At 37.7% G+C, this 13031-nt stretch carries 12 protein-coding genes; 6 read left to right on the top strand and 6 right to left on the bottom strand.

The genetic code is table 11. From position 1 onward, the window contains the following. Window positions 1-46: 46 nt before the first annotated feature. Complete coding sequence (locus tag ACR30L_RS15625) at window positions 47-538, top strand: TRAP transporter small permease (protein WP_435235176.1); 492 nt, start codon at window positions 47-49, stop codon at window positions 536-538. Then, window positions 538-1848 (top strand): TRAP transporter large permease, encoded by a 1311-nt coding sequence (locus ACR30L_RS15620; protein ID WP_435235175.1) that lies wholly within the window; start codon window positions 538-540, stop codon window positions 1846-1848. Before ACR30L_RS15625 ends, ACR30L_RS15620 begins: the two co-directional genes overlap by 1 nt. A gap of 98 nt (window positions 1849-1946) precedes the next feature. Here the strand turns inward: ACR30L_RS15620 and cowN are convergent, their stop codons facing one another. Together cowN and ACR30L_RS15610 are read right to left on the bottom strand one after the other, a co-directional pair. Beyond that, the gene (gene cowN, locus ACR30L_RS15615) at window positions 1947-2285 is read right to left on the bottom strand and encodes a N(2)-fixation sustaining protein CowN (RefSeq protein ID WP_435235174.1); all 339 of its coding nucleotides are present in this window, start codon (window positions 2283-2285) and stop codon (window positions 1947-1949) included. Between the two features lie 104 nt (window positions 2286-2389). Further along, window positions 2390-3025, bottom strand: a complete 636-nt coding sequence (locus ACR30L_RS15610) for a Crp/Fnr family transcriptional regulator (RefSeq protein WP_435235173.1) — start codon at window positions 3023-3025, stop codon at window positions 2390-2392. A 133-nt stretch (window positions 3026-3158) separates the two neighbouring features. Here ACR30L_RS15610 and ACR30L_RS15605 point away from each other — a divergent pair, with 133 nt between their 5' ends. After that, complete coding sequence (locus tag ACR30L_RS15605) at window positions 3159-3467, top strand: DUF2007 domain-containing protein (RefSeq protein WP_435235172.1); 309 nt, start codon at window positions 3159-3161, stop codon at window positions 3465-3467. Window positions 3468-3716: 249 nt separating this feature from the next. Here ACR30L_RS15605 and ACR30L_RS15600 read toward each other — a convergent pair whose 3' ends face one another. Further along, window positions 3717-6440, bottom strand: coding sequence for a polysaccharide lyase family 7 protein (locus ACR30L_RS15600; protein WP_435235171.1), 2724 nt, complete (start codon window positions 6438-6440; stop codon window positions 3717-3719). Between the two features lie 579 nt (window positions 6441-7019). After that, window positions 7020-8030, bottom strand: coding sequence for a LacI family DNA-binding transcriptional regulator (locus ACR30L_RS15595; protein WP_435235170.1), 1011 nt, complete (start codon window positions 8028-8030; stop codon window positions 7020-7022). A gap of 201 nt (window positions 8031-8231) precedes the next feature. On the opposite strand from ACR30L_RS15595, the gene manD reads away from it, so the two are divergent. Beyond that, on the top strand, window positions 8232-9449 hold the full coding sequence (gene manD / locus ACR30L_RS15590; RefSeq protein WP_435235169.1) for a D-mannonate dehydratase ManD: 1218 nt from the start codon (window positions 8232-8234) through the stop codon (window positions 9447-9449). A 66-nt stretch (window positions 9450-9515) separates the two neighbouring features. Beyond that, entirely contained in the window at window positions 9516-10646 is a 1131-nt protein-coding gene (locus ACR30L_RS15585) for a Gfo/Idh/MocA family protein (RefSeq protein ID WP_435235168.1), read from the top strand. Window positions 10647-10718: 72 nt separating this feature from the next. On the opposite strand, the gene msrA is transcribed toward ACR30L_RS15585, so the two are convergent. Then, window positions 10719-11255 (bottom strand): peptide-methionine (S)-S-oxide reductase MsrA, encoded by a 537-nt coding sequence (gene msrA / locus ACR30L_RS15580; protein ID WP_435235167.1) that lies wholly within the window; start codon window positions 11253-11255, stop codon window positions 10719-10721. A gap of 311 nt (window positions 11256-11566) precedes the next feature. On the opposite strand from msrA, the gene ACR30L_RS15575 reads away from it, so the two are divergent. Continuing rightward, window positions 11567-12484: a diguanylate cyclase gene (locus ACR30L_RS15575; protein ID WP_435235166.1), complete on the top strand. Its 918-nt coding sequence runs from the start codon at window positions 11567-11569 to the stop codon at window positions 12482-12484. A gap of 52 nt (window positions 12485-12536) precedes the next feature. Here the strand turns inward: ACR30L_RS15575 and ACR30L_RS15570 are convergent, their stop codons facing one another. Then, window positions 12537-12992, bottom strand: a complete 456-nt coding sequence (locus tag ACR30L_RS15570) for a methylglyoxal synthase (protein ID WP_435235165.1) — start codon at window positions 12990-12992, stop codon at window positions 12537-12539. Window positions 12993-13031 lie beyond the last annotated feature (39 nt).

The following is a 13031-nucleotide window of genomic DNA, read 5'->3' as shown; positions in this document are numbered from 1 at the left end:
AGACTCAGAGATTGACTCTACCATTCTAATGCTTGTCGGGATTATCATGATTAAATATAGCTTAGAGATGTTTTGCTCTGCGCTAAAAGTGATTTTAGCCATACTAGTCGGATCCTTAATTATCCCCGTTGCAATGCAGGTTATTGCACGTTATACCGGTTTAATTCCTGTCTATCTTTGGACCGAAGAGCTCGCCACATTTATTTTTGTTTGGGTGGTCATGATAGGCTCTGTAATTGCGGTTTGGGAAGGTTCTCACTTTGATGTTCAAGTTATGTCTGATAGCGATAATCCGCTTATCTTCTTAATTCAAAAATCTATTGTACATATCCTTGTTGGTACCTTTGGACTGTTGTTTGCGTGGTATGGGTTAGATTACGCAAAATTTGGTGCTATTCAGCACTCTGTCATGATGAATGCAAACCTTCTTATTACGCATATAACCGTTCCCTTTGCTGGATTATTGTGGGGCGTTTTTTCAATTTTTCATTTAGTTGAAGCAATTAAACAGTATTTATCACATAGAAGGGCAATTTAATGATTCTATCTACCGGAATAGCATGTGCTTTATTAGTTGGTTGCTTTCTCATTTTAGTTATTTTGCGGGTGCCGGTGGCATTTGCATTGGGTATTGCGACTATTCCAGTTGTAACGCTTGAGCTGAGATTGAACCCTTTTATTATTATTGACCGTATGTTTCAGTCCTATAATTCTTTTATTTTATTAGCGGTGCCTTTTTTCTTGCTGGCCGCTAATTTGATGAACTCAGGAAAGATAACCGATAAGTTAATTGATTTAGCAAGGGTACTAACCGGTTGGATGCCTGGTGGTTTAGGGCATGTCAATGTTGCCGTTTCCATGTTATTTGCTGGTATATCTGGTTCATCGACTGCCGACGCTGCAGGCTGCGGAAAAATATTAATACCCGCCATGATAAAGGAAGGCTACGATAGGCGCTTTGCGATTGCAATTACTGCCTGCTCATCGGTAATGGGCGTTATTATTCCACCAAGTATTTTAATGATTGTGTGGGGAGGCGTGATGCAAGTTTCCGTTGGTGCTTTATTTTTAGCCGGTGCAGTACCTGGATTTCTTATTGGCTTTTCATTAATGGCGACCGTTTATGGGTATGCAAAAGTCTATAATTACCCGATTACGATGAAGCCAACATGGCGTAGTGCGTTTAAAGCATTTAAAGGTTCTTTTCTGGCGATGTTAACGCCTATTTTTGTTATTTATGGCATCGTTGCTGGGATTGTAACGCCGACTGAAAGCGCGATTATTGCAGCGGGTTATTCCTTATTTTTAGGGATGGTGGTATACCGTACCGTTTCTCCAAAAGAAGTCGGAACTATTCTCTATGATACGGGACGATTTGCGTCTATTTCATTGTTTGCAATAGGTACCGCATCTGTATTTGGTTGGCTATTAGCTTATTATAATGTGCCGCGATTGATTATAGAATTGTTAACTGATTTACATCTTGGCACCTTTGGGACTTCATTGGTAATCGCATTTTTATTTTTATTCTTTGGTTTATTTATTGATGCAATACCGACGATTATTATTCTAGGTACAGTGTTATTGCCAGTTGCAGAACAAGCCAATATTTCACCCGTTGTCTTTGCTATAATTGGTATTATTTCACTCGCCTTCGGGTTGGTAACGCCACCCTATGGGTTATGCCTGCTTATTTCGGCGTCCATTGGTAATATGAACGTCGTTAAAGTGTTAAAAGAAGTTTTTATTATTCTATTGCCGATGTTATTTATTCTTCTGTTAATTATTCTATTTCCAGAGATTGCGTTGTGGCTACCTAAGCAGATAATGCCTGGGGCTTTAAAATAGCTATTAACCTAATGATACCTTAGAAGCTATTTCTGAGTAATCATGGGGGGGATTTATCGCTATTTTTTGCATATTAAACAAAAAATAGCGGTGATAAATTAACAGCAATTTTGTTCAATTTGATAGAGTAATTCCTTTGCTTGTTGGTCTTCGCAGATATCGAAATATTCATACAATGTATTGGTTTGATGGCCGACAAAATTTAGGTTGTCATGGTTAAGTTTTTTCTGAACTTCTCTTTTTTGGGTAAAATAAGTTTGCCATTTAGGATCGCCATTACCATCGCTTAGATGTTGATCAAGCATCGCTAGTAATTCATCTGCCTTTAAATCACAGTCAAGACCACAGAAACTGACATAGCGGTCATTTTGCTGTTCGTTATTCTCTATCGGCGTTTTAGCTGCGTTATTTTGTTGGTTCACAATAGTCGTGTTCATTTGATGCTCCTTTATATCGATTAGCGTATTTTGAATTGAGGTTAGTTATTGAATTCAGTCTATCTAAGGATGCAAATTCCGTCTGTCAGCTAGCTGACAGGATCTTACAAATTGGCAGATTGTTTCAAATGCGCTACATCGAGCACTAACAATGTTCCCTTTTCTTTTCTTTCTAGAATCCCACATTTTTGCATATCTGAAATTAAGGTTGATAACGTTTGTCGTGAAGTGCCGATTGATTGAGCCAGTAATTCAACACTAAAGGGAAGGTTGATAATAAGCGGCGTATTTTGTCTTTCATTATTAATTTGACTCAATAAAAAGCAAGCAAATCGTGAGCGAACATCTCTAAATGCCAAGTTTTCAATGGTATCAATACACCCCGATAAAGTGGTTGATAATACGCGAGTAATAATCCCTGTGAGCTTTGGATGTTGTTGAATTCTATTAGAAAAATTTTTCAAGTCACAGACATGTACATGGCTTTCTTCAATTGCTTCGACGTAGGCTCGGGTGTGTGTACAGTAAATGTCACCGGGGTTGAGCAGCGCAAGCGTAAATACTTTTTCGCCGTAACTTAGGAAAACCCGAAGCCGACCAGCGCTTAAATAAAACACGCGATTATCGGCATCTTGCGGATAACTTAATAGGGTATTAGGGGGGAGGGTGCGTTTGCGAAACCCCGATAATAACGATTCAAGTTCAGATGATTTTTGTTCAATTTCTGGCGATATATGCATCTATTTCTCACTTTACTGCTTTTTTGATCTCTCATATAACATGTGATAGCAAGTGTGATGCCATAAAATAATATGCTGAGTAATTGAAAAAAATCTGTTAATTTAAGGGTAAATATTAACTACAGAGGTAGCAATGATGAAGCTGGTTTACACTAATGAAAATCATTTTCTGGTGAGTAATATACAAAACTTGATTGAAGCAGAACAAATTAATACCTTTATTAAAAATGAATTTGCACAGGGGGCGGCAGGGGATATTTCCGTATTTGATGCTTGGCCGGAGGTGTGGGTTTACGATGATGCCGATTTTGAACGCGCTACAAATATAGTCAAGTTATTAGAAAGTAAAGCTAACGATGCAGATTGGTTATGTAAACATTGCGGTGAAGGTAATGATCCTTCCTTTGATATTTGTTGGAAATGCCAATCGGATAAATCGTAAATATTGAGAAATTCCTACTCTATTTAAATTATTACAGTGTTTTGTATATTACGCTTTTTAGCGCATCGGCTTTAGTTGGGATGTACTATAAAGCAAGGGGCTCTTTCATGGCTGTACCAAGTCTAATGTTTCCTAAGGGCATGGTTAATTATGTTCGCCAATAACGGGTTACTTTATATTTTTTAAAGGCGCTAGATATAAAAAAGCCAGCATTAAGCTGGCTTCAGTAATCACGCAATTAAATGGCGTTTATTTTTGGTATTGACTATGTGATTTAGTGATTTTGTAGAAGGTTGCTTGTACATAATCTTCTGGATCACCAGTGTTATTTTGGTTGTAAACACCGACTTTAAAGTACATGTATCGACCACCAACATCGTAACCACTTTTGCTCATATCAACAACTTGCTCTACATCAGGTTTGCCGTCACGTTTAAGCGTTACCGTCATAGTGTTGCCCACTACTTCAATACGATAAGTAAAGACTTCACCGAGTTTGATACCGTCAGGACCTGCTTTACCACTAATATCACCAACTAGGTTATAGTAGTTATCAGAACCTTCTTTGCTGTTTTCATGTGCAAAATAAAGGCTACCAGTTTCTTCGTTTGGTAATTTACGGTAGTACAAACGAATTGGCTCGTCATCTTTATCGTGAATCTGACCGATAATAAAGCGACCGACTTGGTTAGCTTCACCCGTTGTAGTGGTGTGATCAATTTTCAATGTATTTTCCATTACACCGTCAATTGCACCCGCAGCCATTTGATCTTCAATTGGCGCAGAACTAAATACCCAGTTATTTTTAGTGACACCTTTCAATGGAATGGAATCATCACCAGCACGTAGCATTTCACGCATTTCAGTACGAACATAATGCGTATTGTTAGAGGTACGAACACCTTTGATGAACGATTTGAATACTAAGCCACCATCGGCTGCAGTATAAAAGTGTTCTGGTTGTTCATAACCCTGTGCTAAATATTGCTCCATTACATCATCGGGTTTTCCGTTTGCGTCATGGTCAAATGGTTGAGATAAATACCAAGTTGTTAAATCAAAGTTTTGGCTTGGTTTGTTACCTGGTAATGGTTTAGCTGGAATAGTAGGCGCTTTTAGTGGTACATCCCACCAAACAGCTTTACTACAATCATTCACAGCAGCATCACATTCCAATGGAACATGTGTTCCAAAATCACCATCACGTGCAGTATGTTTTAAGCTGATTTTAGAGAATGTTGCAGCAAACGCACCACCAGATTCTTTATAAACCTGTGGGTATAAACCGGCTTTAAAGTAGAATTTTTCTTGTTTCCAAGCATTATCTAACTCTTTACCAAATTTAAGTTTTTTGGTTACGCCACCAGCAGCAAGTTCGATACCATCAGGTGTCATTTTGATCATGTAGGTCCAAGGTTTACTTGGATCTGCAACTTTACCTAACTTAACCGAGAATGCGCTTTTCTCTGTGCTTTTGTTTAGGATTACGCGGACAGGTTTTTCAGCACCTTCCCACAATAATTTAACGGTTGCCGCGTGTACGTCTTTAGCATGAATTTGACCTAACACAACCTTTGGCGCATCCGGTGTTTTTCCATCTTTTTTAAGTGGGTTAGCAGGAATTTCATCTAATGTTAATGTTGAAATTAATGTATGAGTACCACCATAAGACCAGTTTGCTGCACCGGAATCGTCACAGGGTTGCCAATCATTTGCTAACTCACGTAATTCACTACGGATATACGTTGAGTTTGGTGTAGTTTTGCCGCCTTCTAAAGGAACACGGAAATGCCATCCATTTTTATCTGCAGAAAAGTAGGTGTTATTGGTTTTTTCATCAAGTGATGATTTATCTGCGCTACAATTACCTGGCAGAATTTCTGCTACGGAGTCTTGTTTTTCAACGCTTGCGCCATAAAAGCCCGCATTCGTTTCTGGTACGGTGAGTTTCCAGTTTGCGAGTGTTGATGCCGGACCATCATTTTTTATTTTTGCTTTTTCTGCTGCTGCGGCTTTCGCTGCTGCAATAACTTCCGGTGTGATAATTTCATTTACAGGACAGTCGTTAATTGAACAGTTAAGTGCTGAAAATTCAGTGACACTATTCCAATTACTTTTACTATTTCCATAGCCAATATATTTAATATATTGCGCTTTTACAGGTTCAAATTCGAAACGTTCATAGGTATTTAATTCACCTGAACTTTGTGTTTTATTAATCACTTCAGTCCACGTTTTACCATCCGTACTGACGGCAATACCAAAAATTGTGTTGCGTTCATCACCTTTATTAAAGGCTAAACGAACAGCATCAAATTCAGCAACTTTACCGTAATCAAGTATTGCCCATGCATCTTTTTCTTTTGAAGACCAGCGTGTTTTAAGATCTCCATCAATTAAACGTTCAGGTCCATTACCATCATCTAAACTACCACTAACAGCGACAGGAATAAGCGCAGGAGAACGAACAGTAGTTGGTTCTGCACATTCGTCTACATTACAGTTTGCGGCAACGAATTCTGTGACACTATTCCATTTATTTGACGTATTACCATGACCGATTAATTTAATGTACTGGCCACTTACTTCATCAAAATCAAATTGTTGTAGGTCTAATGTATTTCCTGAGCTAATGACATTGCTTAGTACTGGTGTCCATGTTTTACCATCTTTACTGATTTCAATATCAAAAACACTTGCGCGTTTATCGCCTTTATGGAAAGCAATTTTAACCGCATTAAATGTCAATTCTTGACCGTAATCGTAGGATATCCAAGCACCGTCACCACTAGCAGACCAGCGGGTAGTGATATCACCATCAAGTGTTCGTTCTGGGCCGTTACCATCACTTCCGCTCGCTTCCGATGTGACTGGCGGCGGTGTTGGCTTCATGACGACTTCTTCAGTACCACAGCCCGCTAAAGCGATGAGGATCGAAGTGGCTAAAAACGTCCTTAGTTTCCTTTGTTTCATTAGGATCTCCAATTGTGTTATTTAATGACCCATGAAAATCAAGTTAATTGAAATTATCAGGCCAATTTCTGTATGTTTATTGTACTGTTTAGCTGTTTTTTTAAACAATAAATTTAAACTTGAAGGGTAGGATAATCCTAGGGCAATCTAGGTTCAACGGGTTTTTACTTATGTATTCAAGGACTTCTAGGAAGTATAATGTAGATCTCATTTTGATAATTAAATCTTAGAGCAAGATCACTCTATTAGTATTATTTTATGATGATAGATAAACCGTGAAATAGTGTATTTATACCCGTTACCATTCAAGATGCAGAAATCAGCAAGACGAGAGGTAAGCAGATTCTAGGCATAAAGGTGAAGATCTAACGGGTTAAATCGAGGCTTTATAACAACGAAGATGTTTGCCTCTCGTCTTGCCCTGCGGGTCACTAGCTCGAACACCAATACTGCGTTATAACATTCGATAAGGACTAGCCATTGTCTTCATGTTACGCCTTGCCTTGGTATCCGAGCTAGTGACTGATAAACGCATCTTGATTGGTAACGGGTATATATTACTTTTTTAATTTAAGATATTTAATTGATGTTTGAGCATGAATTTCTTTCAATTAATGTGCAAGGAACAATCACTTTTTGTGTTTCTTTTCGATCACCCGTTAAAATCGCTAATAATGTTTTTGCTGAGGCTACTCCAATATTATAGGAATCTTGTTTTATAACCGTTATCGGCACTTTAAACATCTCTACCATCGGTATTTCATCAAATCCAATAATAGAAACGGTTTTGGGAATATCAATATGAGCATGATTGAGCAATTTGAGTAGCTCGGTGGTAATGGCGAGGTGCTGAGTAAACAAAGCGGTGGGGGGAAATTGACTGTTAATTAATGCAAGTGGATATTGATGAAAGCCTTGATCACGGTCCCAGTATTGAATAAGTTGTTTATCGATAGTTATGGCATGTTTTTGTAATGCGGCGATATAGCCTTGGTAACGTTGTGAGCGCGAAAGTTCTGTTTCCAAAGGTTGAGTCATAAAAGCAATTCGCTTATGGCCTAAACCAATTAAATACTCTGTCGCTTGCTGAGCAGCTCGCTGGTAATCTGACAATACAATATTGGTTGGGCTTTGTGCGTATTCTAACTGAAATTGTACAATCGGAAATCCAGATTGATGATATTCATTGATTAAATCTGTGTTTTTCCCTGTTGCGGTAATAATAATGCCATCAACACGTAATTGCTTAAGTGTTAATAGTGAGCGTTTTTCAATTTCTTCATTAAAATCTGTATTATAAATCAATACATTATAACCATTCTCTTTACAGAAATCGTCAATGCCTCGAAGGATCCTTCCGGTATTAAATCCCGTAATATCGCGGACAATAACACCAATGGTTTTGGTCTTATCGCTTTTTAAACTTCTTGCAATGGGGTTCGGGACATAATTCAAATCTGCGATAGCTGAACGAATTTTTTCTTTTGTTTGCGGTGACATATGACCAAATCGGCCATTGAGATATTGAGAGATGGTACTTTTCGATACACCTGCATGCGCCGCGACATCAATAATTCTTACTTTTGTCATATTAATCTTATTATTTGTTAAGTGTATCAAATTTGAATAATTGACATTCTAAACGTATGGATTATTCTAATCAAGTAAACCGGTTTACTAAATCGATTTACTTTTACTTGTAAAGGTTGTTAAGTAAGTCTATTTAGTAAAACTGTATCGTTGCTAAATAAAAGTAGTGGGTCTGTGAAACCAATCACTGGAGTGATAAAAATGAAGATTAAAGACATTAAAGTATTTGTTTGTAGTCCGGGCAGAAACTTTGTGACAGTTAAGGTAACCACTGAAGATGGTGTTTATGGATTAGGTGATGCAACGGTGAATGGACGAGAGCTTGCCGTAGTGACTTATCTTGATGAACATGTCATTCCTTGTTTGATTGGGCGAGATGCCAATACGATTGAAGATATCTGGCAATATTTATACAAAGGGGTGTATTGGCGTCGTGGTCCAATTACGATGGCTGCGGTTGCTGCGATTGATATGGCGCTTTGGGATATCAAAGGTAAAGTCGCCGGTATGCCGGTGTATCAATTGCTAGGTGGTAAATGCCGACAAAATATTACGTTATATGCACATGCTAATGGTGAAAATATTGATGACACCTTAGACAAAGTTGAGGAGTGTATTCAACAAGGGTTTAAAGCGGTTCGTTTACAATCTGCGATTCCAGGATTATCCGAAACCTATGGTGTACTTGGTGATAAAAAAGATTACTTTGAATTACAAGGTAATCGACCTTTACCGCCTGAACAGGAATGGTCAACGGCTAAATATTTTAAATTAGTGCCTGAGTTATTTAAAAAAGCCCGCGAGCGTTTTGGTGATGAAGTCGAATTTCTTCATGATGTTCATAGTCGGTTAACGCCAATTGAATCCGCTAAATTAGGTAAGATGTTAGAAGAATATAATTTGTTATTTTTAGAAGATGCAAGTATTGCGGAGAATCAAGAAAATTATAAGTTAATACGTCAACACACAACCACACCACTAGCGATAGGTGAAACTTATAACACAATTTGGGACTGTAAGGATTTAATCCAAAATCAACTGATTGATTATATTCGTGTTGCAGCTACTCATGCTGGTGGAATAACAGGGGTGAAAAAGATCTCTGATTTTGCTGATGTTTATAATGTTAGAACGGCACCTCACGGGGCGCCTGATTTATCGCCGATTTGCTTTGCAGCACATATGCATTTAAATATTTCGACACATAATTTTGGTATTCAAGAGTTTGTCGGGTTTGGTAATGCTCAATCTAAAGAAATTTTCAAACATAATATGATCCTCGAAAATGGGATGATCACTATTGGTAATGCGCCAGGACTTGGGGTCGAATTTGATGAAACAGCCGCATTGAAGTATCCCTATAAACGTTCTTATTTACCCGTTAGTCGTCTTGAAGATGGGACGTTATGGCATTGGTAATTTAACGGACTAAGTCATTTTCTAGTGATTAATGTTTATAGAATAAAAGAGAAAAGGATATAAGAAATGAGTAAGAAAAAAGTATTGGTATTTGGGACTGGATTTGCAGGGCAAGGACACACTGAAGCATTTCGTGATGCAGGTGCTGAAGTGGTTGGGATTGTCGGCCGTACTGCCGAAGTCGTTAAAGATGTTGCAGAAAAATTAGCGATTCCCTATTCAAGCACTGATTGGAAGCTTGCACTTGCTGAATGTCAGCCTGATATCGTTGCGATTGCAACACCCGGTGGGGCGCATGTTGAAGCGATTAAAGATGCAATTAATGTCGGCTGCCATGTATTTTGTGATAAACCATTATCTGAAAGTGGTGAAACAAGTGAAGAGATTTACCAACTTGCCCTCGAAAAAGGAGTAAAAACGGCTTTTGCAGCGAGTTTCCGTTATATGCCACATATTATGCAGGCGAAGCAACTTATTGATGCGGGTAAAATTGGAGAGCCACGCGAAGTTGAGTGTATCTCCCATTTTAATTTAGATCCTAATATTCCATTTGGTTGGTCACATCGCATTGAAGCTGGTGGTGGTCGTTTAAATAACAATTTCACTCATTTATTGTCTATCGTCACCTCTGTTATTGGTGAAAAAATATTATCCGTGTGTGGTGAAGTACGTAATGATATGCCAAAGGCACCTGTTGTGGATGGTGTACATAACTTTATGACGAGAAGGAACTTTATTCCCGATGATATTAATTCACCGGAATTACAATGGAAAGATTGTGATGCAGAATGGTCTTATACGGTCATGATGCAAGTGGAAAGTCGATTATCTACCCAAAATCCGGTATCAGTTTTATTTAAACACGGTGGATTAGTGCCGCGATTTAATGAAGATCATCTTGTTTTCCACGGTAGTAAAGGCTCTATTTATATTAAAGGGCATTATGGTGCTGGCCCACTATACCTTTGGGATGAAAATAAAGCTTGGACAGAAATTCCACTGCCTCTAGAAATTGCTGAAGCATTGCCTAAAATTGAAGATGATACACAGAGAAGTTGGACACACTTGGCAATTCAATTAGTGAAAGATGTTAGCGGTGAGAAAGTCGCCCCTTATCAAACCTTTAAAGAAGGTGCGGAATATCAACATATTATTGATTTGATCCGCAAAAATGATCGGGCGGTTGATTTAACGTAATAATGTTAGTTATTACATTGTTGGTATAAAGAAAAAGCCACTGTATTCATCAGTGGCTTTTTTGTATATAAATTAAGCTTTTAATTGTGCTTTGTATTGTTGTTTAAACTTAGTAAATTTAGGTGTTATCACCATTGAACAATAACTATGTTCTGGGTTATTGAGGTAATAGTTCTGATGATAATCTTCTGCCGGGAAAAAAGTGGTCAATTCAGTGACGACTGTTTTTATTTCTCCGGGATAGGCATTTTCATCGGTTAACTTTTGAATAAATGCTTCAGCTTGAGATTTTTGTTGCTGATCGTGATAAAAAATCTCGGAGCGGTATTGGGTACCAATATCATTACCTTGGCGATTTAATTGAGTGGCATCGTGTAAACTAAAAAATGCCATTAATAATGTATCGTAACTAATTTGCTGATCATCAAATTGAATTTGAACAGCTTCTGCGTGCCCCGTTTTATCCGCACAGACTTCTTGATAGGAAGGCGACTCTGTTGTTCCTCCTGTGTAACCTGAAACTGCATTTTTAACACCATCTAACGCATTGAATGCCGCTTCGATACACCAAAAACAGCCTCCTGCAAATGTTGCCGTTGAAATTGCCATATTATTATCTCCTATGAATTATAAAAATTTTTATTAATGGGTATACGATATACCTAAAATGCACAAATGTGGATAAATGTATTACAAATAAATTTTTTACTCTATTTTTTAGATGGTTGCATAAAATCATAACCAATTGATTTAGTTGTTTTCACGAATAGATAAGTGCTACTTTTAATTAATATACGATTGAAGTGAGGTAATAAGTGCTTTATGGGCGTATTTTTGCAAAAATAAGCATTACATTTTTTAGCCTATTCTTTATTGGAGTAAGCCGGTGCAAACGACTTAATAAGTAATAAAGGAATGATATGGTTGAGTCATATGAATTTTTAAAATCAGTACTTGATTCGATTTCGGATCACATTGCCGTTATCGATAACCATGGGCAGATTGTATTTGTTAATGATGGTTGGTTTTCTTTTGCGCAAAAAAATAACTCACCTGTTAATCGTTGGCAAGATTTCAATTACTTGGATGAGTGCGATAAAGCGGCCGAGGCTGAAGATGATTTTGGTATTAAGGCAGCTGCCGGTATTCGGAAAATTATAAAAGGTGAAATAGATAAATTTTATCTCGAATACCCATGCCACAGCCTAGAGAAAAAGCGTTGGTTTATGATGCGTGTTAGCACCTGTGAAGTGCAACAAAATACTTTTTATGTTATTTCACATCAAAATATAACCGAAAGAAAATTAGCTGAAAATGAAGTGTTTAATCTTTCGCGGCTTGACGGATTGACAAATATTCCAAACCGTCGTTATTTTAATGAATTTATAGAAAGCGAGTGGAAGCGAAGTAGGCGATTGCATTTACCGTTATCCTTGGTGATGGTCGACCTTGATCATTTTAAATATATTAATGACGATTATGGCCATCAAAGCGGTGATGAATGTTTAAAACAAGTTGCGAATGTCTTAAAACGTTATGCGAAAAGAACCAGTGATATTTGTGCTCGATATGGTGGTGAGGAATTTGTACTTGTTTTTGGGAACATGCCACTCGAACAGGCTGAGACACTTGTTAGCCAATTACTTAAAGATATTGCTGACCTTAATATTGAAAATAAACGTTCGCCAACAAAGCCTGTTTTAACTGCTAGTGCTGGATTAGTTACGGTTTATCCGAATAAAGAAATCAACATATCAGGCTGCATTAAAGAAGCGGATAATGCATTATATTTTGCGAAGGAAAATGGGCGGAATCAGTTGGCGATTAAAGCGATATAAACTACTTCAAGGAGGAGCGCGTTGAATTTGAAGTAGTTTTATTTTTAGTTTTTTAAACTCTATCTTCTAAATATTTTTCATAGTCAGGTACTTGAATATCAACTTCTTTTTCAAGTAGGCTCGATGCAAATAAGAAGTCGGCAGAAGATTTATTCATCGCCACTGGAATATTCCAAACATTCGCAATACGCAATAATGCTTTTACATCGGGATCGTGTGGTACGGCTTCTAATGGATCCCAGAAAAAAATCATAATATCGATTTCTTTTTCTGAAATAAGGGCACCTAGTTGTTGATCCCCGCCCATTGGTCCACTAATTAAACTTTTTATTGCAAGGCCTGTTTCATTACTGAGGATTCTACCCGTCGTTCCGGTAGCATATAAAAAATGGCGTTGTAATTTTTCTTTATTTTCTTGTACCCATTTTAATAATTCTGGTTTACATGAATCATGAGCAACAAGTGCAACGTGTTTATGCGCTGGCATGGTACGGGTTGTTGTTTGCATTAATAATAATTCCATTTTGATTGATAGGGACAGCCCTAA

Origin of the sequence: Psychromonas saccharinae, assembly GCF_051201515.1 — a bacterium.
In the GTDB taxonomy this organism is placed as follows: Bacteria; Pseudomonadota; Gammaproteobacteria; order Enterobacterales; family Psychromonadaceae; genus Psychromonas.
The sequence above is the reverse complement of the archived record's forward strand: the minus strand, read 5'-3'. Positions and strand labels throughout refer to the sequence as shown.